The organism is Bordetella ansorpii (genome assembly GCF_900078705.1).
In the GTDB taxonomy this organism is placed as follows: Bacteria; Pseudomonadota; Gammaproteobacteria; order Burkholderiales; family Burkholderiaceae_B; genus Bordetella; species Bordetella ansorpii_A.
The window spans coordinates 788120-807966 of sequence record NZ_FKIF01000007.1; the positions used below are offsets into that span (position 1 = coordinate 788120).

Sequence of the window (19847 nt, forward strand, 5' to 3'; positions counted from 1 at the left end):
CCTTAACCCTTGGAATTCAGTACATCCGCCAGTTGCGCCAGCGGCACTTGCTGCTGGGCGCCGTCCTGGTCGGCCTGGCGGAGGAATTTGACGCTGGCGGTCTGGTTGGCCACTTCGTCGCCGCCAAGAATAACCGCAACCCGGGCGCCGCTGGCATCGGCGCGCTTGAACTGCGCCTTGAAGCTGCTGGCGCCGGCGTGCACGATGACGTCCAGGCCCGCGTCGCGCAGGGTCTCGGAGACCTTGGCGGCCAGGCGCTGGGCGTCTTCGCCCTGGTGCACGATGTAGACCTCGCACTCGGCGACGGGTTCGGCCGGCACGGTCTGCTCCCACAGGTCGAGCAGGCGCTCGACGCCGATGGCGAAGCCCACGGCGGGCGCGGGCTTGCCGCCCAGCAGCTCGATCAGGCCGTCGTAGCGGCCGCCGCCGCAGACCGTGCCCTGGGATCCGAGGCGGTCGGTGACCCACTCGAACACGGTGGAGTTGTAGTAGTCGAGGCCGCGCACCAGGCGCGGGTTCAGGCGGTAAGCGATGCCCGCGTCCGCCAGGCGCTGGCAGACGCCGTCGAAATGCGCGCGCGATTCGTCGCCCAGGAAGTCGAACAGGCGCGGCGCGCTGTCGGCCATTTCCTGCATGGCGGGGTTCTTGGTGTCCAGCACGCGCAGCGGGTTGGTGTACAGGCGGCGCTTGCCGTCCTCGTCCAGGATGTCCTGGTGCTTTTCCAGGTGCGCGATGAGCGCGGCGCGGTGCGCGGCGCGCTCGGCGGGCAGGCCCAGCGAATTCAGTTCCAGGCGCACGTCGGCCAGGCCCAGGATCTTCCAGAGGCGGCCCAGCATGACGATGAGTTCGGCATCGACGTCCGGACCGGCGAAGCCCAGGGCCTCGACGTCGATCTGGTGGAACTGGCGGTAGCGGCCGCGCTGGGGGCGCTCGTGGCGGAACACGGGACCGATGGAATAGACACGGTGCGGCCGGTCGTACAGCAGGTTGTGCTCGATGGTGGCGCGCACGATGCCGGCCGTCATTTCAGGACGCAGCGTCAACGAATCGCCGTTGAGGGCGTCCGTGAAGGTGTACATCTCTTTTTCGACGATGTCGGTGACTTCGCCGATACCGCGCGTGAACAGGCGGGTGTTTTCCAGCACCGGGGTGCGCACGTTGCGGTAGCCGTAGCTGCGCAGCCAGGCGCGGACGATGGCCTCGAATTGCTCCCAGCGGGCGCTGGCCCCGGGCAGCAGGTCGTTCATGCCGCGAATGGCGGTGACTTTCTGGAAGGCTTGCGTCATCTGTGTCGCGCTGCCGGACGCCCGCATGCAACGGACGCCCCGGACAGCCAGTTCCTTTGTGCTAGTGGGCCGCCACGGCGCCGTAGCGGCGCGCGACGTAGTCTTCGACGATGGCCTGGAACTCCTGGGCGATGTGGTCGCCCTTGAGCGTGACCGTGCGTTCGCCGTCGATGAAGACAGGAGCGGCCGGCACCTCTCCGGTGCCGGGCAGGCTGATGCCGATGTCGGCATGGCGGCTTTCGCCGGGACCATTGACCACGCAGCCCATGACGGCCACGTTCATGGATTCGACGCCAGGATACCGGGCGCGCCAGACGGGCATCTGGCGGCGCAGGTACGACTGGATGCTGTCGGCCAGTTCCTGGAAGAAGGTGCTGCTGGTGCGGCCGCAGCCGGGACACGCCACCACCATGGGGGTGAAGGCGCGCAGGCCCATCGTCTGCAGGATTTCCTGGGCGACGATGACTTCGCGGGCGCGGTCGCCGCCCGGCTCGGGCGTGAGCGAGATGCGGATGGTGTCGCCGATGCCTTCCTGCAGCAGCACCGCCAGCGCGGCGGTCGACGCCACGATGCCCTTGCTGCCCATGCCGGCCTCGGTCAGGCCCAGGTGCAGCGGGTAGTCGCAGCGCGCGGACAGGTCGCGGTAGACCGCGATGAGGTCCTGCACGTGGCTGACCTTGCAGGACAGGATGATCTTGTCGCCGCCCAGGCCGAGTTCCTCGGCGCGCCGGGCGTTGCTGATGGCCGACACCACCAGCGCGTCGCGCATGACGGCCTGGGCTTCCCAGGGCTGCGAGCGGCGGCTGTTCTCGTCCATCTTGCGCGCCATGAGTTCGTGGTCGAGGCTGCCCCAGTTGACGCCGATGCGCACCGGCTTGTCGTGGCGGCAGGCGACTTCGATCATCTGCGCGAAGTTGTCGTCGCGGCGCTTGCCGCCGCCCATGTTGCCCGGGTTGATGCGGTACTTGGACAGCGCCTGCGCGCACTCGGGAAACTGGGTGAGCAGCTTGTGGCCGTTGTAGTGGAAGTCGCCCACCAGCGGCGCGGACACGCCCATGCGGTCGAGCTGCTCGCGGATGGCGGCGACTTCCCGGGCGGCCTCGGGCGTGTTGACCGTGATGCGCACGACCTCGGAGCCCGCCTGGACCAGTTCCTTGACCTGGATGGCCGTGGCGATGGCATCGGCCGTGTCGGTGTTGGTCATGGATTGCACCACCACCGGCGCGCCGCCGCCCACGGTGACCACGCGGTCGTTCCACTGCACCTTCACGGCGCGCGTGACACGGCGCTGGCCCGCGCCGACGGCGGGCGGGGGCAGATCATCCTGGCTGGGGGTCATGACGGACTCCTGCATCGTTGCGGCTTATTGGGTGATGACGTGCGCCAGCCACTGGAACGACAGCCACTCCTGCGGCAGCCAGCCCTGCCAGAAGGCGTAGGCGATGGCGATGGCCACCACGACCAGGATGGCGATGAGCCAGCCCCAGGAACTGGTGGGCGCGCGTTCGTCTTCGATGGACAGGCCCGCGCCCGTGCGCGGATGCACGCCATTGACCGGGGGGCGGCCCGGCGCGGCGGGCGGCGCCACGCCGTCGAGCGAGGCCGCGATGACGTCGCCATCGGCGCCCAAGAGGCGTGCGTAGTTGCGGATGAGGCCGCGCAGCGACACGCCGGAGGGCAGGGCCTCCCAGCGCTCTTCCTCGAGGGCCTGCAACTGGCGCGGCGAGAACTTGATGCGGGCCGAGACGTCCTCGAGCGACCAGCCGCGCGCCGTGCGCAGGGCGCGCAGCGCGCCTCCGACGGTGGACGGTACGTTGCCAGCCGGTGCCGGGGCCGCGGCCGGCGTCGGCACGGATTCCTGGGTCATGCGTTCACCTGTGCGATCGGAATGGTGCGCGCGGCGCGCGCGTTGCGTTCGGCCAGGCGGGTGCGGTCGCGCACCTCGCCGGCAAGCTGCCCGCAGGCGGCATCGATATCGTCGCCGCGCGTCTTGCGCACCGTGGTGATGATGCCCGCGTCCATCAGGCGCTGCGCGAATACCTTGACGCGCGCCGAGGGCGAGCGCTTCAGGCCGGAGGCCGGAAACGGGTTGAACGGAATCAGGTTGAGCTTGCAGTGGACCTGGCGGGCCACGTCGATGAGTTCGCGGGCGTGCTGGTCGGTATCGTTGATGCCGTCCAGCATGCAGTATTCGAAAGTGATGAAATCGCGCGGCGCATGGACGAGATAGCGCTCGCACGCGTCGAGCAGCGACTTCAGGGGGTACTTGCGGTTCAGCGGCACCAGCTCGTCGCGCAGCGCGTCGTTGGGCGCGTGCAGCGACACGGCAAGCGCCACCGGACAGTCTTGCGACAGGCGGTCCATCATGGGCACGACGCCCGAGGTGGACACCGTGACGCGGCGCCGCGACAGCCCATAGGCGTTGTCGTCGAGCATCAGGCGCAGCGCCGGCAGCAGTTGCTCGTAGTTGAGCAGGGGCTCGCCCATGCCCATCATCACGACGTTGCTGACCACGCGGGTATCGGTGTCGGCCGAGGCTTTGCTGCCCGCCAGGCGCGCCGTGCCGGCGTCGGCCTCGAGCACGCGCTTGGCCCACCACAGCTGGCCGATGATCTCGGCGGTGCCGAGATTGCGGTTGAAGCCCTGATGGCCGGTGGAGCAGAAACGGCAGTTGACGGCGCAGCCCGCCTGGCTGGACACGCACAGCGTGCCGCGATCGTCTTCGGGGATGAACACCGTTTCGATGGCGTTGCCCTGGCCCACGTCGAACAGCCACTTGCGGGTGCCGTCGGAGGAGCGCTGCTCGGTGTTGACCGGCAGCGCCTCGATGCGGCAGTTCTGCGACAGCTGGCCGCGGAATTCGCGGGCCAGGTCGGACATGGCGTCGAACGAATCAGCCCCGCGCTGGTGTATCCAGCGCTGCAACTGACGAGCGCGAAAAGGCTTGCCGCCCCACTGCCCGACCAGTTCGGACAGCGCCGCGGCATCCATGCCCAGCAGATTGATGCGTTCGGATTCCATGTCTTGCAGTGTCTTGCTGAGCGGCCCCGTGACGGGGCCGCGGGAAATCAACGGCTGTGGATGTTGATTTCGGGGAAGAAGAAGGCGATTTCGACAGCGGCCGTTTCCGGAGCGTCGGAGCCGTGGACGGCGTTGGCGTCGATGCTGTCGGCGAAGTCGGCGCGGATGGTGCCCTTCTCGGCCTTCTTGGGATCGGTGGCGCCCATCAGGTCGCGGTTCTTCTGGATGGCGTCGGCGCCTTCCAGGACTTGCACGAACACGGGGCCGGAGACCATGAAGTCGACCAGGTCCTTGAAGAACGGACGGGCGGCGTGCACGGCGTAGAAGCGCTCGGCATCGGCGCGCGACAGTTGCGTCAGGCGGGCGGCGATGACCTTCAGGCCGGCTTCTTCGAAGCGGCTGACGATCTGGCCGATGACGTTCTTGGCGACGGCGTCGGGCTTGATGATCGAGAGGGTACGTTGATTGGACATGAGGACTCCGGAAAATCTCGGGTTTCTTGGGTTTTCTGCGATGTGTCCTGGGCGCTTGGGTGGGGTTTCGGGTTTGCCGCACCTGTGCCGCACCTGCCCCACACCCGTTTCCACAGGCGTTTTCCGTAAAGAAAACAGACACTTCGAACTGGTTTACAGTAACCCGGCATTCTAGCACGCCGAAAAGAACCTATTTACATCTTAAAATCGACGGTTTGGCTGGCCATCCCCCTGGCCGAGCCCCCTGTATTGCCGGAACCCGTAATGACCCAAGCTGCCGATCGCCCCGAGACCCCCGACACCGGGGCCGCCTCCATCGAGACACCGGAACTGTCCAAGAGTTTCGAACCCTCCGACATCGAATCCCGCTGGTATGCCGAATGGGCGCGCCGCGGTTACTTCGAAGGCGGCCAGCACGTGCAAACGGGGACCGACCCCCAGCCCTACGTGGTCCAGTTCCCGCCGCCCAACGTCACGGGCACCCTGCACATGGGCCACGCGTTCAACCAGACCATCATGGACGGCCTGGTGCGCTATCACCGCATGCGCGGCGACGACACGGTGTTCGTGCCCGGCACGGACCACGCCGGCATCGCCACGCAGATCGTGGTCGAGCGCCAGCTCGACGCCCAGAAGGTATCGCGCCACGACCTGGGCCGCGAGAAGTTCGTGGAGAAGGTCTGGGAATGGAAGGGCCAGTCGGGCAGCACCATCACCAGCCAGGTGCGCCGCCTGGGCGCCTCGGCCGACTGGGCCCGCGAATACTTCACCATGGACGAGCGCATGTCGCGCGGCGTGGTCGAGACCTTCGTGCGGCTGTACAAGCAGGGCCTGATCTACCGGGGCAAGCGCCTGGTGAACTGGGACCCCAAGCTGCTGACGGCCGTGTCCGACCTGGAAGTGCAGTCGGAAGAGACCGACGGCCACATGTGGCACATCCTCTACCCCTTCGTCGACGGCCCGCAGACCATCACCGACAAGGACGGCAACACGGTCACGCTGCGCGGCATGACCATCGCCACCACGCGGCCCGAGACCATGCTGGCCGACGGCGCGCTGTGCGTGCACCCCGACGATGCCCGCTACCGGCACCTGGTCGGCAAGCAGGTCGAACTGCCGCTGTGCGACCGCAACATCCCGATCATCGCCGACGATTTCGTCGATCCCGAGTTCGGCACGGGCTGCGTCAAGATCACCGGCGCGCACGACTTCAACGACTATGCCTGCGCGCAGCGCCACGACCTGCCGCTGATCGTGATCTTCACGCTGGACGCGCGCATCAACGAGAACGGCCCCGTCCAGTTCCAGGGCATGGACCGCTACGTGGCGCGCGAGGCCGTGGTGGCCGAGCTGCAGCAGAAGGGCTACCTGGTCAAGGTCGAGGCGCACAAGATGATGCAGCCGCGCGGCGACCGCACCGGCGTCGTGCTCGAACCCATGCTGACGGACCAGTGGTTCGTGGCCATGAGCAAGCCCGCGCCCGAAGGCACCCGCAACCCCGGCAAGAGCATCACGCAGGTGGCGCTGGACGCCGTGGCCGACGGCCGCGTGCAGTTCTTCCCCGAGAACTGGACCACCATCTACAACCAATGGCTGGAGAACATCCAGGACTGGTGCATCTCGCGCCAGCTGTGGTGGGGCCACCAGATCCCGGCATGGTACGGCCCGGATGGCGAGGTGTTCGTCGGCTACGACGAGGCCGACGCGCGGGCGCAGGCACGCGCCGCGGGCGTCGACGGCCCGCTGACGCGCGACGCCGACGTGCTCGACACGTGGTTCTCGTCGGCGCTGGTGCCCTTCACCACCATGGGCTGGCCGGAAGACACCGCCGACCTGCGCCGCTACCTGCCCTCCAGCGTGCTGGTCACGGGCTTCGACATCATCTTCTTCTGGGTGGCGCGCATGGTCATGATGACCCTGCACATGACGGGCGAGATCCCGTTCCGGCACGTCTACGTGCACGGCCTGATCCGCGACGCGGAAGGCCAGAAGATGAGCAAGTCCAAGGGCAACACGCTCGACCCCGTCGACCTGATCGACGGCATCGACCTGGAAGGCCTGGTGAAGAAGCGCACCTTCGGCCTGATGAATCCCAAGCAGGCCGGCGCCATCGAGAAGGCGACGCGCCGCCAGTTTCCGGACGGCATTCCCGCGTTCGGCACCGACGCGCTGCGTTTCACCATGGCCGCCTACGCCACGCTGGGCCGCAACATCAACTTCGACCTGAAGCGCTGCGAGGGCTACCGCAACTTCTGCAACAAGCTGTGGAACGCCACGCGCTTCGTGCTGATGAACACCGAGGGCCATGACCTGACGACGGGCGGCCAGGGCGAGACCTCGTTCGCCGACCGCTGGATCGTCAGCGCGCTGCAGGGCCTGGAAGCCGACGTCGCCAAGGGCTACGCCGACTACCGCTTCGACAACATCGCCAATGCGCTGTACCGCTTCGTGTGGGACGAGTACTGCGACTGGTACCTGGAACTGGCCAAGGTGCAGATCCAGTCGGGCACGCCGGCCCAGCAGCTGGGCACGCGCCGCACGCTGATCCGCGTGCTGGAAGCGGTGCTGCGACTGGCGCACCCGGTCATCCCGTTCATCACGGAAGAGCTGTGGCAGAAGGTCTCGGTGGTGGCCGGCAAGCGCGCCTTGGGCCAGGTGGCCAGCGTCAGCGTGCAGCCCTACCCCGTGCCCAGCCCCGAGGCGATCGACACGGCGGCGCAAGCCGAGGTGGCCGAACTGAAGCTGCAGATCGAGGCCGTGCGCGCGCTGCGCGGCGAGATGAACCTGTCGCCCGCCCAGCGCGTGCCGCTGGTGGCCGAGGGCGATGCCGCCACGCTGACCCGCAACGGCCCCTACCTGGCCGCGCTGGCCAAGCTGAGCCAGGTGGACGTGGTGGCCGTGCTGCCGGACGCCGGCGCGCCGGTGCAGGTGGTGGGCCAGTCGCGCCTGATGCTGCGCGTCGAAGTCGACGTGGCCGCCGAACGCGTGCGCCTGGACAAGGAAATCGCCCGCCTGGCCGGCGAGATCGCCAAGGCGAATGGCAAGCTGTCGAACGCCAGCTTCGTCGAGCGCGCGCCCGCCGCCGTGGTCGAGCAGGAGAAGGCCCGCCTGGCGCAGTTCGAGGAAACGCTGGCCAAGGTGCGGCAGCAACGCGGCAAGCTGGGCGACTGAGCCTCGCATTGCCCGTGGAAAAAAACGCCCGCCGGCATCGGCGGGCGTTTTTCATGGGGTCGGAGACGGCCCGGACGGCCGTTCGAACGCTGTCGCCCTGGCGCTGCGCCACCCGGCAGAGATGCGCCGGGACAAAGCCGGGCGCCCGTTGATCAGAATGCGTAGATGACGCCCACGGCGCCGTAGACGCTGGTCTTGCGCTCGACCAGGGGGCTGTCCTTGGCATCGCCCAGCAGCGTACGCACGCCGGCCGTGCTCATGACGCTCCAGTTGCCGCTGACGTTGTGCATCCAGGTGGCGGACAGCGACGCGTTACGGAAGCCCGAACCGGCGTCATAGGCACTGAGATGGCCGTTGCTGCGCGCGGCCTGGCGCTGCGACACGCCGAACCAGGTCTGCATGGCGTCGTCGTTGGACCAGACCGTGCTGACGCCCAGGCTCAGGCGGTCGCGCTGGGTCTGCACCAGGGCGTAGGAGGCGCTCAGTTCCAGCGAGCCGCCATAGCCGCTCTTGGCCGCCTGCGCATAGGCCGCGCCCAGCTTGAATCGGCCCGGCGTCCATTCCGCGAAGCCGCCGTAGGTGGCGTGGGTATCGATGTCGCCCATGCCGTGCAGCCGGTCGGCATCGTCTTCGTCGCGGCCCATGTTCAGGCCCACGAACGCGCCGATGGTGACGTCCGGCAGCGCCTTCATCTTCAGGCCCAGCGAGGGCATGCCGCCACGCGGCGCGATGAAGAACGGGCCGTTCTCGTAATTGACCAGCGGCACCGGCCGGACGCGGTATTCGTCCGATCCCTCGTAGCGCGGCACGACGGCCGCGCCGATACCGATAAAGTTCTGTTGCGCATACGCTTGCGGCAGCGCCGCGCCCGCAAGCAGCAGGCCGGCCAGAGCCGGCAAACGTCGTTTCATGGCATTTCCCCGTAATATCCGGCAAAACCACCCCGCGTGGCGCCCGATCACACGGATTCTGGGGCCGCGGCTTTAAATTCTTTTTAACTGCCGGGCTTCACACTGCGGCCTGGACGCACCGCGTGGACGGTGCCATGCAACCCTCATTTACGGAACCCGATCGACGATGCAGATCCTGCTGGTGGAAGACGACCCCATGCTTGGCGAGGCCATGCAGGCCGGCCTGGCGCGCGGGCTGTCGGCCGAGGTGGACTGGGTGCGCGACGCGGCCGCGGCGCGCGTGGCGCTGATCGATCACCGTTATCGCGCGGTGCTGCTGGACGTCGGCCTGCCTGGCGAATCCGGCCTGACGGTGCTGCACGCGCTGCGCAGCGCCTACGACACCACGCCCGTGCTGCTGGTGACGGCGCGCGACCAGCTCAGCGACCGCATCCGCGGCCTGGACGCCGGCGCGGACGACTACGTGATCAAGCCCTTCCAGCTCGAAGAACTGCTGGCCCGGCTGCGCGCCGTGATCCGCCGCAGCAGCAACCAGGTGTCGCCGCTGCTGCGCCATGGCGACGTGGTGGTCGATCCGGCGGCGAGGGTGGTCCGCCGGGGCGAAACGCCCGTCTCGCTCAGCGCCAACGAATACCGCACGCTGCTGGCCCTGCTGGAGCGCCGCGGCCGCGCCGTCACGCGCGAGCAGCTGGAAGATGCGGTCTATGGCGGGCACGGCACCATCGAGAGCAATACGGTCGCGGTGTACGTGCACCAGTTGCGGCGCAAGCTGGGCGACGGGCTGATCGAGACCGTGCACGGTTACGGCTACCGGATTCCCGAGGACGGGGCATGAGCTTTCGCGCATGGCTCCGGCAAGGCTGCAAGCGTGGCCGTATCCATGAAGACGCCCCGGCCGGCGCCGCGCCCATGGCGGGCGCCGTTCGGTACCGCACGGCGGATGGCGAAGAGACCGGCCCCCCCGCCGCCCTGACTGCTTGCGGCACGGCCCGTACCCCTCGCGACCGCCGCGCCACCTCCCTGAAACGCCGCCTGCTGCTGGCCCTGCTGCTGACGGTGCTGCTGAACTGGGGGGCCTGGTTCACCATGCAGGCCGTGGAAATGGGGCGCCAGCAGACGGGCAAGTGGGACGCCGACCTGGAAGACGTGGCCCAGAAGGTGCTGCTGTCCCTGCCCGGCCCCATGGCGCCCGCCAACGAATCCACCGGGTTTCGCCTGCCCGAGAACATGGCCCGCAGCAAGCAGGACACAGACGGCCTGAGCTTCCAGGTGTGGCAACTGGACGGGCCGCGCGCCATGACGCTGCGCTCCGCCGACGCGCCGCTCACGCCCATCGCGGGCGGCACGGACCGGCTGGGCTACACCGATATCGAGATCAACAGCGAGCCCTGGCGCGTCTATTCATTGAACGACCGCGACAACCGGGTACAGGTCCAGGTGGGCCACCCCCTCAGCAAGCGCCGCGCCGAATTCCATCGCTGGATGCGCGAGAGCCTGAACGCCACCGCAATCCTGTTCGCCCTGCTCAGCCTGTCTGTGTTCTGCGTGTTGCGGCGAGGCCTGCGCAGCATCGACAGCCTGCGCGGCGCCATGCAGAAACGCGACCCCTTCGATCTGGCGCCGCTGCCGACGCGGGACATGCCCATCGAGCTGCGCCCCCTGATCGACTCCATCAACCGCCTGCTGGCGCGCCTGGATACCGCCCTGACCCGCGAACGGCGCCTGATCGCCGACGCGGCGCACGAGCTGCGCACGCCGCTGGCCGTGCTGACCACGCAGGCCGAAGTGGCGCGCGGCGCCACGCAGATCGGGGAAAAGGACCAGGCGCTGGACAAGCTGCTGACGGCGGCGCGGCGTGCCACGCGGCTATCCGAGCAACTGCTGGACCAGGCCCGGCTGGACGCGCTGGAGCACGCCCCGAACGAGCCCGTCGAACTGGCCACGCTGGTGGCGCTGATGGTGCGCGACCACGAATCGGCCGCGCGCGCCAAGGGCCAGCGCGTGGTGCTGGACGTGCAGCCCTGCACGATACATGGCGACCTGGACGCGCTGGGCGTCCTGGTCAGCAACCTGGTCGACAACGCATTGCGCTATACCCCCGAAGGCGGCCGCATCGACGTCTGCTGCGGCCCCCGGCAGGATGGCGGCGCCCTGCTGCGGGTGGCCGACAACGGGCCGGGCGTGCCCGAGAACGAGCGCGACCGCATTTTCCAGCGTTTCTACCGCGCGCAAGGCACCGTCACGCGCGGCAGCGGCATCGGGCTGTCGCTGGTGGCGCAGATCGCGCAATTGCACCGCGCGCGCATCGAATGCTGCGACGGGCTGGAGAACCGCGGATTCTGCGTCGAGGTGACGTTTCCCGCCGCCATGGCGGCGGCGGCCTGACGCAGGCACGCCCCGCCGCTACACCCCGCCGTCGGTCATCCGATACCAGTTCACCACGGCGCCCACATACAACCGGCGCAGGCCGTACAGGGGAAACGGCTTGATGCCGGTGACGGGCAGCGGCAGCGCCTGGCGGTCGCCGCTGACCACGTACCGCGCCATGGCGCGGCCCATGGCGGTCTGCAGCCCTACCCCGCGCCCCTGGCAGCCGATGTCCACCAGCAAGCCGGGGGCGGGTTCGTGCAGGTGTGGCAGATAGTCGCGCGTGACGGCCACGCGTCCGCACCAGCGGAACTGGATCGGCACGCCAGCGGCCTGCGGAAACAGCTTGACCAGCACGCGCTCCAGATGCGCCCAATCGGCCTTCCCATCGGGCTCGCGGAACGGTCCGCGGCCGCCCATCAGCAGCCGGCCCTCGTGATCCAGCCGGAAGTACAGCAACAGGTTGCGCGTATCCGACGACACATGCCCCTGGGGCAGAATGCTGGCTCGCACTTCGGGCGGCAGCGGCTGGGTGGCCACCTGATAGGTGTTGGCATCGATGATGGACGGCTTCAGCCCCGGCCACAGGTCGCCGCAATAGGCGTTGGCGCACATCACCACGCGGCCCGCCGAGACCTGTCCGCCGCTGGCGGTGCTTGCCGTCCATTGCGACCCATTGCGCCGCAGGCCCGTCACCGGCGAGTCCGTATGCACGCGCGCGCCCGCGGCCAGGGCCGCGCGCGCCAGCCCCCGCGCGTAGGACAGCGGCTGCACCGTCCCGGCACGGCGATCCACCCAGCCGCCCAGATACCGCGTCGTGCCCAGCAGACGCGCGGTTTCCGCGCGATCCAGTTCCTGGACGTCGGCGCCGTGACGCGCCCATTGCGCCACCCGGCTGGCGGCCGTCTTCAGGGCAGCCTCGGTATGCGCGCCCTGGATCCAGCCGGCCCGCGCACGCGGCACCTCCATGCCGTGCCTCTCGATCAGGTCGAACACCAGGTCGGGCGTGCCGCCGGCCATCTGGATGAGCCGCTCGCCGGCGTCGCCCCCATACATGCGCAGCAGATCGTCCGGGTCGTATTTCAAGCCCGGGATCACCTGCCCGCCGTTGCGGCCCGATCCGCCGAAACCGATCTCGCGGGCCTCCAGCACCATCACGTCCACGCCCTGCTGGGCCAGGTGCAGCGCCGTGCTCAGGCCGGCATAACCGCCGCCGATCACCAGCACGTCGGCGCGATGCGCGCCCGCGGCCAGCGGCCCGGTGGCCGGCGGCGCGGCGGCGGTGGCGGCCCACAACGACGCGGACAGGGGAAAAGGAGCTTGCTGCGACATGACGGATGGCCTCACAAGTGGTGCAGCACACGCCGCAGGAAATCCTGCGCGCGCGGATGCCGCGGATGGTTCAGGACTTCGCGCGCCGGCCCCTGCTCGACGACCACGCCGCCGTCGCAGAACAGCACGCGGTCGGCGACTTCGCGCGCGAAGTCCATTTCATGCGTGACCACCATCATGGTCATGCCGGTCTCGGCCAGGCTGCGCATCACGCGCAGCACGTCGCCCACCAATTCAGGATCCAGCGCGGACGTGGGCTCGTCGAACAGGATGGCCTTGGGCCGCATGGCCAGCGCGCGCGCGATCGCCACGCGCTGCTGCTGCCCGCCGGACAACTGGGGCGGATAGGCATCGGCCTTGTCCGCCAGGCCGACCTGCTCCAGCAATTGCCGGCCATGTTCGAGCGCCTGCGCGCGCGGCTCCTTCTTCACGTGGATCGGCCCCTCCACGACGTTTTCCAGCGCCGTGCGGTGCGGGAACAGATTGAAGCGCTGGAACACCATGGCGACCTGCGTGCGTATCGACACGATGGACGGATCGTCGCGGTCGACCTTCACGCCGTCGACGCTGATGATCCCGCCCTCATAACGCTCCAGCCCGTTGATGCAGCGCAGGATGGTGGACTTGCCCGAGCCCGACGGACCGATGACGCAGACCACTTCCCCCTTCTGCACTTCGACGTCGATGCCCTTGAGCACTTCCAGGTCGCCGAAGCGCTTGCGCAGGCCTTCCACGCGGATCATGCTCATCGCTTGGCGCTCCTTTTTTCCATGTGCCGCACGAACAGGATGAGCGGCACGCACATCATCAGGTACATCAGGGCCACCAGCGAGAACACCGTGGAGTTCTTGAAGGTGGAGACGGCGATCATCTTGCCTTGCAGCGCCAGTTCCGCCACGGTGATGGTGGACGCCTGCGACGAGTCCTTCAGCATCATGATCATGATGTTGCCGTACGGCGGCAGCATGGTCTTGAAAGCCTGCGGCAGCACCACGCGCCGCATCGTCAGCCACCAGCCCATGCCCATGGCCTGCGCCGCCTCGATCTGCCCCTCGTCCACCGCCTGGATGGCCGCCCGGTAGTTCTCGGCCTGGTAGGCCGAATAGGCGATGCCCAGCCCGATGATGGCCGCCTGCGTGGCCGTCAGCGCGATGCCGATGTCCGGCATCACGAAGTAGATGTAGAACAGCAGGACGATGATGGGAATGCCGCGCAGCACGTTGATGATGCCCGCGCTGATCCTGGCCAGCACGGGGATGTTGCCGACCCGCATCAGCGCCCAGACCAGCCCCAGCAGCGTGGAGAAGATCAGGGAGCCCGCGGCCACCACCACGGTCAGCCAGGCGCCCTGAAGCAGGATCGGCAGGAACTGCGCCGCGTCGTTGAAGAACTGGGTCATGACCCGCCCCGGTTCAATCCAGCCCCCACTTCTTGAATATCTTGTCCAGCTCGCCACTGCTCTTGAGCTTGGCCAGCGAGGCGTTCACCTTGGCCAGCAGTTCCTTGTCGTCCTTGCGCGTGGCGATGCCCACGCTGGAAGTCACGGTGGGCTGGTAGCTGCGCACCATCTTCAGATTGGGATAACTGCCCTGGTTGATGGCGTAGGCCGCGATCGGAAAATCGAGGAAGCCCGCCTGCAAACGGCCCGCGTTGACGTCGCGCATGATGTCGGGCGTGGACTCGTACAGCTTCACTTCCTTGAAGATGCCGCTTTTCTGCATGGGCTCGACGAAGGCCGTGCCGACCTGCACGCCAACGGTCATGCCCTTCATGTCCGCATAGTTCTTGTAGGCCTTCTCGTCGGCCTTCGGGACCACCATGCCGTCCCCGTACGAGTAGATCGGTTCGGAGAAATCGACGACCTCCTTGCGCGTGGGCGTGATGAACATGGCCGCCGAAATGAGGTCGATGCGCCTGGACGTCAGCGAGCCGATCAGCGCCGAGAACTGCATCGGCTCAATGGTGGCCTTGAAGCCCGCATCCCTGGCGATGGCGTTGGTGATGTCCACCATCACGCCCTGGATGCTGTTGGTCTTGGTGTCCAGGAAGGTGAACGGGCTGCCGGTCGGCGTCGATCCCACCTTGAGCGCCTGCTGCGCGTGCGCGGCCCCACCGGCCAGAACCGCGGCGGCCATCATGGCGGCCATCGTCAGAGTCTTGAACTTCATGGTCATTCCCCTTGCTGATCTGTTGAGATGGAACTGCCGCCCGCGCCTGGTGGCGGGGGCTGGCCGGCCGATGCCTGGGAGGCCGAATGGCTGATCGCCCAGATGACTTCGGTTTCGGTGTCGCCGGGATTGCACCAGCGGCGGGGCTCGTTGCCCGCATAGCAGAAGCTGTCCCCGGACCGCAGGCGCACGACGCGCTGGCCGATCCAGAGATCGAGTTCGCCGCGCACGACCAGGCCCACCTGCTGGTGCGTGTCGGTGACGAACAGTTCGTCGCCGCTGGCGCCGCCTGGGGCGAGCACCGCCCGGCACAGGTCCAGCGTGCTGGAACGCGGCGGCGTGTACACCTCTTTGGAGACGCCCCGGTCGAGGCTGTCGATGCGGCGGTGCAGTCCGGCGCGCAGCACGTGCCCGTCGGTGTCGCCGCCGTCCTGTCCGGCATTGCGCAGCAGGTCGTCAATGGAAACACCGTACAGCCGGGACAGCGCCTGCAGCGCGCGCAGCGACGGGGCGCTGAGGCCGCGCTCGATCTGGCTGAGCATGCCCAGCGACACGTCGCAGGCCGCGGACACCTCGGCCAGGGACAGGCCCCGGCGCTTGCGCAACTGGCGCAGTTGCGCGCCCAACCAGAGATCGATCAGGCTCTTGGGGCGAACCACGGCGGCGGCGGATCTGGCCACGATTGAAAGTTTCAATATTATGGAAGTTTCAATCCTAGAAAGAATCCGCCTCGCGGCAAAAGCTGGGGATTGCCCTAGCGCACCGGCGCACGCCTATGAGGGACTGGGGTATGTCCTTAGAGAAATGCCTGAGAATCCGGCGCCGCGCCGCCGGTTGCCGGTCCGGCGACCGGCGGACAGCCGTTGCCCGCCCAGGAACGTCGGACCATCAAGGTGGGAAGCTGGGCAGCGGCCGCCAGGACGACGCCGGATGCCGCGGGCGCTCAGTCCGCGGACGAGGGCGGCAACGCGGCCAGGAAGCGCTCGTCGGCCGGCGTCAGGCGGCCATCGGCGCGGGCGCGATCGATGAGCTCGGGGCGGCGGCGCGCAGTGAGCGCGAGGGACTGCTCGCGGCGCCAGCGCGCGATGTGCGCGTGATGCCCGCTGAGCAGTTGCGCCGGCACCTGCCCGCCCTCGTAGACTTCGGGGCGGGTGTAATGGGGGCTGTCGAGCAGGCCGTCCAGCGCGGGATTGAAGGAATCCTGCAAGGCCGAGTCGCCGTCGTTGAGCACGCCCGGCAGCAGGCGCACCGCGGCGTCGATCATGGCCAGCGCGGCCAGTTCGCCGCCCGACAGCACGAAGTCGCCCAGCGACAGTTCGAGCGTGACGCAGCGGTCGATGAAGCGCTGGTCGACGCCTTCGTAGCGGCCACAGATGAAGATGGCGCCGTCGCCGGCGGCCATTTCCCCCGCTGCCCGCTGATCGTAGCGGCGGCCGGTGGGCGACAACAGGATGACGGGCGCGGCGCCCAGGCCCTGCTGGGCGCGGGCGGCCTGCGCGGCGGCGACGGCGGCTTCGAGCGGGGCCGCCATCATCACCATGCCGGGGCCGCCGCCATAGGGACGGTCGTCCACCGTGCGGTGCACGTCATGGGTGAATTCGCGCGGGTTCCAGGCGTGCAGCGACCAGATCCCCTGGCCGTGCGCACGGCCCGTGACGCCGAGGTCGCGGACCACGGCGAACATGTCGGGGAACAGCGTGACGACGTCGAAACGCATCGGTCAGTATTCGACCGGCCAGTCGCTGTCGATACGGCGAGCCGCCAGGTCGACTCCGTGGATGTGAGCCTGCACGAACGGCACCAGCATGTCGGCCGGGCGCCCCTTGGCGTCGAGTACCGGCTGGGGGGCCTGCCCTTCGGCTTCGGCACGCAGGCGCGCCACCCGAAGAATGGCGTGCGCGCCGTTGTCCAGCACTTCCTCGACGCGGCCCAGCAACTGGGCCGGCCCTTCGGCCGTGCTGTAGAGGTCGCAGCCGATCAGGTCGACCCAATAATATTCGTCTTCGCCGGGCTGCGGAAAGGCGCTGCGGGACGCAAGCACCACGCACCCACGCAGGGCCTCGGCCTGGTCCCGGTCGGACAGGCCGGCAAGCTGGGCCACCACCGTCGAGCCCTGGGCACGCGACTGCACGATGGCATGCGCGACAGGCACGGGCGCGGCGGAGCCCCGCGCCGCCTGGGGCACGGGGCGAAGCAGCCACCATTGCTTGACCGAGCGCAGGACTTCGGCCTGCGCGGAATGCGGCTGGACCTTGATCCAGCCCTTGACGCCGTAAGCCGCCGTGATGCGGCCGAGTTCCACCAGATCAGGCGGAACCGCGCCAGGATTTACTGCCTGTGTCACGCGAGCCGGGAATGACCGACAAAGCCTGCCAACGGCTTAGGCCGCGGCGGAAACCTTGGCCGAGTATTCCTTGACCAGGCGCTCGACGGCGGGCGACAGCTGGGCGCCGTTGCCGGTCCAGTACTGAACGCGATCCAGAGCGATGCGCAGGTTTTCCGTGCCTTCGCTGCCGACGGGGTTGTAGAAACCCACGCGCTCGACGAAACGACCGTCGCGGCGGTTGCGCGAATCCGTAGCCACCAGGTTGTAGAAGGGGCGCTTCTTGGAGCCGCCACGAGCCAGACGAATCACCACCATAGGTAATCCCTTGAATTAGTTGGAGAAAGCAGAAAACTATAGCATCTTTTCCGGCGCGGTGGCAAACCAAAGTGTGTCAGCCGTGCGAATCGGGGCAAAAAAGGCGATAAAACTACAGCGCGCCAGCCCGTTTCACGGTGAGGTAGCGGTCGACCAGCGCGGCGGCCAATTGGCCGGGTTCGGCGTCGACAGCCAGCATCTCGGTGCCCGCCAGACGCTCGAAGGCATCGCGGCGCGCCTGGGAGAACAGGTGCGCGGACGCCACGTCGACGGGACTGCCGGGCGCTTGCAGGCCCTGCCCGGCCAACTGGCCCAGGACCCGTTCGCGCAGGCTGGCCACCATCACCAGATGCTGGCGGCGCAGCAGGCCCAGCGCCGGCCCCAGCTCGGCGGTGTCCTCGTCACGGAAGTTGGTCAGCACGATGACCAGCGCGCGGCGGTGATGCGAGGCCATCAGCAGGCGGGACGCCTGGATGTAATCGGAATGGATGGCGCTGGGCTGCACGTCGTACAGCCCCTCCATGAGGGCGCTGAAGCCGGCCGCGCCCTTGCGCGGCGCGATGTGGCGCCGTTCTTCGGGTTGGCAGCCGAAGGTCATGGCGCCGACCTCGTCGCCCTCTTTCAGCGCGATGCGCGACAGTTGCAGCAAGGCGCCCAGCACTTGGTCGAAGTGGCTGCCGCCCGCGTCCGTCCCCTCGTCGGCGCGCATGCGGCGCCCGCAATCCAGCAGGAAGAACACGCACTGGCCGCGATCGTCCTGGTACTCGCGCACGATGGGCCGGCGATGGCGCATCGTGGCTTTCCAGTCGATGTGGCGCAGCGAATCGCCCATGCGGTAGTCGGCCAGCTGGCGGAACTCCGTGCCGGTGCCGCGCAGGGCGTGGCTGCGCGTGCCCGCGCGGGCGATGCGGCGGGTGCCGGCCATCCAGGCCTGCCTGCCGATCGGCCCGGTGTCGGGGTAGATGCGCATCGTCTGCGGTGGGCCCGCGCGCCGGGAGAATTCGAAGCATCCGCCCGGACTGCGCCAGCGCAGGTGGACCGCGCCGAAGCGCGCCGGACCGCGCAGGCGCGGCGTGGCGCGATAGCGGATCTCGACGCGGGAACGTGCCGGAACCCGAACGGCCCGCGGCAGGCCCTCATAGGCAAAGTGCTCGTCCACGTCGTCGAACACCTGCACCGGCCAGGCACGGCGGCTTTCGTTGATCAGCGCAACGGTGACGACGATGGGCGTGCCCTGGACCGCCGACCCCGGCAGTTCGCGCTCGGCGCGCAGCGGCGTTTCGCGCCACGCGCGGCGGCCGCGCGCCCAATCCCATCCGGCATAGGCCAGGCCGGCCAGCAGCAGCCCGCCCGCCGCCTGGGCGGCCACCCGCAGCGGCAGGCCGAAGGCCAGCGCGATGCCCGTGGCCAGGGCCAACCCGCCCAGCGCGTAGACCGCCCGGCGGGAAGGAATGGGGAAACCGGCGCTCGGCTTCATGCCCGATTACAGGCGCGGCGCCTGCACGCTGCCCATCGCGGCGCGCAGCAGATCGTCGGCGTTGCGGCCTTCCAGTTGCGCATCGGCCGTCAGCAGCACGCGGTGCCGCAGGACGGGCAGCGCGTGCTGCGCCACGTCGTCCGGCGTGACGAAGCCGCGCCCTTCCAGCAACGCCGCGGCGCGGGCCGCGCGGATCAGCGCCACGGCGCCGCGCGGACCGGCGCCGCAATACAGGCCGGGCCACCCCCGTGTCGCGCGCACGATGCGCACCGCGTAGTCCAGCACCTGCTCATCCACATGCACCTGGCTGGCCAGCCGCTGCAGTTCCAGGATGTCGTGCTGGCTCAGGCACGGCCGCACCAGGTCCAGCGGCAACTGGTCGCCGGCGCGGTCCTGCGTGGCCAGCCGGGCGATGGACATCTCTTCCTCGTGCTCGGGAAAGCCGATGTCGATCTTCAGCAGGAAACGGTCGAGCTGGGCCTCGGGCAGCGGATAGGTGCCCTCGGTATCGATGGGATTCTGCGTGGCCAGCACCATGAACGGCCGGGGCAGCGGCACCGTGCGGCCTTCCATCGTCACCTGGTATTCCTGCATGACTTCCAGCAGCGCGCTCTGGGTCTTGGCGGGCGCGCGGTTGATTTCGTCGGCCAGCAGCAGGTTCGTGAACACGGGGCCTTCCCGCATGCGCAGCGTGCCCAGGCCGCCGTCGGCGCCGGGCTCGAGCACGGCGTGGCCGGTGATGTCGGAGGGCATCAGGTCGGGGGTGAACTGCACGCGGGCATAGTCCAGCGCCAGCGCCTGCGACAACGCGCGCGCCAGCAGCGTCTTGCCCAGGCCGGGCACGCCCTCGATCAGCGCGTGGCCCGAGGCGATCAACGCCACCAGCGTCAGGTCGACGGCCTGCCGCTGACCGACCACGGCCTTGCTGATTTCGGCGCGCAGCCCCTGCAGTTGCTCGGCTGTGCGCGTCAGTGCTTCCGGAGAAATGGCTTGCATGAGG

The 19847-nt window shown here is 68.6% G+C and carries 19 protein-coding genes; 3 read left to right on the plus strand and 16 right to left on the minus strand.

Annotated elements, in window-relative coordinates; genetic code table 11:
• Positions 1–2: 2 nt before the first annotated feature.
• From hisS to ndk, 5 genes are all read right to left on the minus strand, one after another.
• Positions 3–1286, minus strand: coding sequence for a histidine--tRNA ligase (gene hisS / locus A6745_RS19235; RefSeq protein WP_066131405.1), 1284 nt, complete (start codon positions 1284–1286; stop codon positions 3–5).
• 61 nt (positions 1287–1347) lie between these two features.
• Positions 1348–2640, minus strand: coding sequence for a flavodoxin-dependent (E)-4-hydroxy-3-methylbut-2-enyl-diphosphate synthase (ispG, locus tag A6745_RS19240; protein ID WP_066130627.1), 1293 nt, complete (start codon positions 2638–2640; stop codon positions 1348–1350).
• A 9-nt stretch (positions 2641–2649) separates the two neighbouring features.
• Complete coding sequence (locus A6745_RS19245; protein WP_066130629.1) at positions 2650–3153, minus strand: helix-turn-helix domain-containing protein; 504 nt, start codon at positions 3151–3153, stop codon at positions 2650–2652.
• Positions 3150–4307 (minus strand): 23S rRNA (adenine(2503)-C(2))-methyltransferase RlmN, encoded by a 1158-nt coding sequence (rlmN, locus tag A6745_RS19250; protein WP_066130632.1) that lies wholly within the window; start codon positions 4305–4307, stop codon positions 3150–3152. The genes A6745_RS19245 and rlmN overlap by 4 nt, the downstream gene beginning before the upstream one ends.
• A gap of 47 nt (positions 4308–4354) precedes the next feature.
• The gene (ndk, locus tag A6745_RS19255; RefSeq protein WP_066130635.1) at positions 4355–4780 is read right to left on the minus strand and encodes a nucleoside-diphosphate kinase; all 426 of its coding nucleotides are present in this window, start codon (positions 4778–4780) and stop codon (positions 4355–4357) included.
• Between the two features lie 264 nt (positions 4781–5044).
• On the opposite strand from ndk, the gene A6745_RS19260 reads away from it, so the two are divergent.
• Entirely contained in the window at positions 5045–7951 is a 2907-nt protein-coding gene (locus A6745_RS19260) for a valine--tRNA ligase (RefSeq protein WP_066130637.1), read from the plus strand.
• A gap of 152 nt (positions 7952–8103) precedes the next feature.
• On the opposite strand, the gene A6745_RS19265 is transcribed toward A6745_RS19260, so the two are convergent.
• Complete coding sequence (locus A6745_RS19265; RefSeq protein ID WP_066130639.1) at positions 8104–8862, minus strand: MipA/OmpV family protein; 759 nt, start codon at positions 8860–8862, stop codon at positions 8104–8106.
• 166 nt (positions 8863–9028) lie between these two features.
• Here A6745_RS19265 and A6745_RS19270 point away from each other — a divergent pair, with 166 nt between their 5' ends.
• Together A6745_RS19270 and A6745_RS19275 are read left to right on the plus strand one after the other, a co-directional pair.
• Positions 9029–9697 (plus strand): response regulator transcription factor, encoded by a 669-nt coding sequence (locus tag A6745_RS19270; protein WP_066130641.1) that lies wholly within the window; start codon positions 9029–9031, stop codon positions 9695–9697.
• A complete protein-coding gene (locus A6745_RS19275) occupies positions 9694–11247 on the plus strand; it encodes an ATP-binding protein (RefSeq protein ID WP_231886040.1) in 1554 nt (517 codons plus the stop codon). The genes A6745_RS19270 and A6745_RS19275 overlap by 4 nt, the downstream gene beginning before the upstream one ends.
• 18 nt (positions 11248–11265) lie before the next feature.
• On the opposite strand, the gene A6745_RS19280 is transcribed toward A6745_RS19275, so the two are convergent.
• From A6745_RS19280 to A6745_RS19325, 10 genes are all read right to left on the minus strand, one after another.
• Entirely contained in the window at positions 11266–12561 is a 1296-nt protein-coding gene (locus tag A6745_RS19280) for an NAD(P)/FAD-dependent oxidoreductase (protein ID WP_066130643.1), read from the minus strand.
• 11 nt (positions 12562–12572) lie between these two features.
• The gene (locus tag A6745_RS19285) at positions 12573–13304 is read right to left on the minus strand and encodes an amino acid ABC transporter ATP-binding protein (RefSeq protein WP_066131411.1); all 732 of its coding nucleotides are present in this window, start codon (positions 13302–13304) and stop codon (positions 12573–12575) included.
• A gap of 2 nt (positions 13305–13306) precedes the next feature.
• Entirely contained in the window at positions 13307–13960 is a 654-nt protein-coding gene (locus A6745_RS19290; RefSeq protein ID WP_066130645.1) for an amino acid ABC transporter permease, read from the minus strand.
• Between the two features lie 13 nt (positions 13961–13973).
• Positions 13974–14729, minus strand: a complete 756-nt coding sequence (locus A6745_RS19295) for an ABC transporter substrate-binding protein (protein ID WP_066130648.1) — start codon at positions 14727–14729, stop codon at positions 13974–13976.
• 2 nt (positions 14730–14731) lie between these two features.
• A complete protein-coding gene (locus A6745_RS19300) occupies positions 14732–15409 on the minus strand; it encodes a helix-turn-helix domain-containing protein (protein WP_066130653.1) in 678 nt (225 codons plus the stop codon).
• Between the two features lie 263 nt (positions 15410–15672).
• Positions 15673–16446 (minus strand): tRNA (guanosine(37)-N1)-methyltransferase TrmD, encoded by a 774-nt coding sequence (gene trmD / locus A6745_RS19305; RefSeq protein WP_066130656.1) that lies wholly within the window; start codon positions 16444–16446, stop codon positions 15673–15675.
• Between the two features lie 3 nt (positions 16447–16449).
• Positions 16450–17073: a ribosome maturation factor RimM gene (gene rimM, locus A6745_RS19310; RefSeq protein ID WP_066130658.1), complete on the minus strand. Its 624-nt coding sequence runs from the start codon at positions 17071–17073 to the stop codon at positions 16450–16452.
• A 36-nt stretch (positions 17074–17109) separates the two neighbouring features.
• A complete protein-coding gene (gene rpsP, locus A6745_RS19315; RefSeq protein WP_066130660.1) occupies positions 17110–17370 on the minus strand; it encodes a 30S ribosomal protein S16 in 261 nt (86 codons plus the stop codon).
• 112 nt (positions 17371–17482) lie between these two features.
• Positions 17483–18847 carry a DUF58 domain-containing protein gene (locus A6745_RS19320; RefSeq protein ID WP_066130662.1) on the minus strand — a complete coding sequence of 455 codons (1365 nt, stop codon included), beginning with the start codon at positions 18845–18847 and terminating at the stop codon, positions 17483–17485.
• 6 nt (positions 18848–18853) lie between these two features.
• The gene (locus A6745_RS19325; RefSeq protein ID WP_066130664.1) at positions 18854–19843 is read right to left on the minus strand and encodes an AAA family ATPase; all 990 of its coding nucleotides are present in this window, start codon (positions 19841–19843) and stop codon (positions 18854–18856) included.
• Between the last annotated feature and the right edge of the window lie 4 nt (positions 19844–19847).

Bases quoted from the DNA above. Each gene is read 5' to 3' on its own strand.
- A6745_RS19285 (WP_066131411.1), bottom strand. From the start codon at position 13,304: ATGATCCGCGTGGAAGGCCTGCGCAAGCGCTTCGGCGACCTGGAAGTG.
- A6745_RS19260 (WP_066130637.1), top strand. From the start codon at position 5,045: ATGACCCAAGCTGCCGATCGCCCCGAGACCCCCGACACCGGGGCCGCC.
- A6745_RS19320 (WP_066130662.1), bottom strand. From the start codon at position 18,847: ATGAAGCCGAGCGCCGGTTTCCCCATTCCTTCCCGCCGGGCGGTCTAC.
- hisS (WP_066131405.1), bottom strand. From the start codon at position 1,286: ATGACGCAAGCCTTCCAGAAAGTCACCGCCATTCGCGGCATGAACGAC.
- A6745_RS19270 (WP_066130641.1), top strand. From the start codon at position 9,029: ATGCAGATCCTGCTGGTGGAAGACGACCCCATGCTTGGCGAGGCCATG.
- A6745_RS19265 (WP_066130639.1), bottom strand. From the start codon at position 8,862: ATGAAACGACGTTTGCCGGCTCTGGCCGGCCTGCTGCTTGCGGGCGCG.
- ndk (WP_066130635.1), bottom strand. From the start codon at position 4,780: ATGTCCAATCAACGTACCCTCTCGATCATCAAGCCCGACGCCGTCGCC.
- rpsP (WP_066130660.1), bottom strand. From the start codon at position 17,370: ATGGTGGTGATTCGTCTGGCTCGTGGCGGCTCCAAGAAGCGCCCCTTC.
- ispG (WP_066130627.1), bottom strand. From the start codon at position 2,640: ATGCAGGAGTCCGTCATGACCCCCAGCCAGGATGATCTGCCCCCGCCC.
- A6745_RS19245 (WP_066130629.1), bottom strand. From the start codon at position 3,153: ATGACCCAGGAATCCGTGCCGACGCCGGCCGCGGCCCCGGCACCGGCT.
- A6745_RS19280 (WP_066130643.1), bottom strand. From the start codon at position 12,561: ATGTCGCAGCAAGCTCCTTTTCCCCTGTCCGCGTCGTTGTGGGCCGCC.
- A6745_RS19275 (WP_231886040.1), top strand. From the start codon at position 9,694: ATGAGCTTTCGCGCATGGCTCCGGCAAGGCTGCAAGCGTGGCCGTATC.
- trmD (WP_066130656.1), bottom strand. From the start codon at position 16,446: ATGCGTTTCGACGTCGTCACGCTGTTCCCCGACATGTTCGCCGTGGTC.
- rlmN (WP_066130632.1), bottom strand. From the start codon at position 4,307: ATGGAATCCGAACGCATCAATCTGCTGGGCATGGATGCCGCGGCGCTG.
- A6745_RS19290 (WP_066130645.1), bottom strand. From the start codon at position 13,960: ATGACCCAGTTCTTCAACGACGCGGCGCAGTTCCTGCCGATCCTGCTT.
- A6745_RS19325 (WP_066130664.1), bottom strand. From the start codon at position 19,843: ATGCAAGCCATTTCTCCGGAAGCACTGACGCGCACAGCCGAGCAACTG.
- A6745_RS19295 (WP_066130648.1), bottom strand. From the start codon at position 14,729: ATGAAGTTCAAGACTCTGACGATGGCCGCCATGATGGCCGCCGCGGTT.